Source organism: Streptomyces mutabilis (assembly GCF_014649815.1).
GTDB classification, from domain to species: Bacteria; Actinomycetota; Actinomycetes; order Streptomycetales; family Streptomycetaceae; genus Streptomyces; species Streptomyces mutabilis.
In genome coordinates this window covers 1-564 of record NZ_BMTT01000254.1, presented here as the reverse complement: position 1 = coordinate 564, position 564 = coordinate 1, and the positions used below count along the sequence as shown (strand labels likewise).

The window sequence follows — 564 nt, the reverse complement described above, 5'->3', positions numbered from 1 at the left end:
TAATGCTAATAAAATTAAAATATTAACCATAATAAATCTTGTATTTTTAAATTTATCTATAACAAACCCTATGCCAAAACTTCCTATTAATCCACCTATGCCCCAGGCTGTAAGGTAATAAGTTAAACTTTTTATATCCGTATTTGCTTTAATGATATCGGCCAAATAAGTATATAAGCCTAGACTAGCAATAGCAGCGCATAATGTGACTGAAATGACTCTTAGGACGTGTCTGTTTAGGAATAATTGAAAACGATCTTTTAAATTTGGAGGAGCCTGTATTTTAAATTTAGGCATCAATATAGAAATACTTATCAATGCAATAAAGCTAATGATAATAATAACCAACATCGCAGATCTCCAATTAGAAAGCTTCGAAATTTCTAGTCCAAGAGGGACTCCTATGACAGTTCCTACACTCATTCCACCTACAGTAAATGCGATTGCTTTTCCTTTATGTTTTTCTGAAACTAAATGATTACTTGCACTTATTGCTATTGGTGAGAATACGCCAGCCCCTAATCCAGCGATTGCTCTTGATACGATGTATACCGTGTAATTCAT

1 protein-coding gene is annotated in these 564 nt (G+C 33.2%); it reads right to left on the bottom strand.

All coding sequences use genetic code 11. The annotated features are described in order from the left end of the window. The coding region (locus IE142_RS40210) for an MFS transporter (RefSeq protein ID WP_191889500.1) at nucleotides 1–564 on the bottom strand (564 nt) is incomplete at both ends.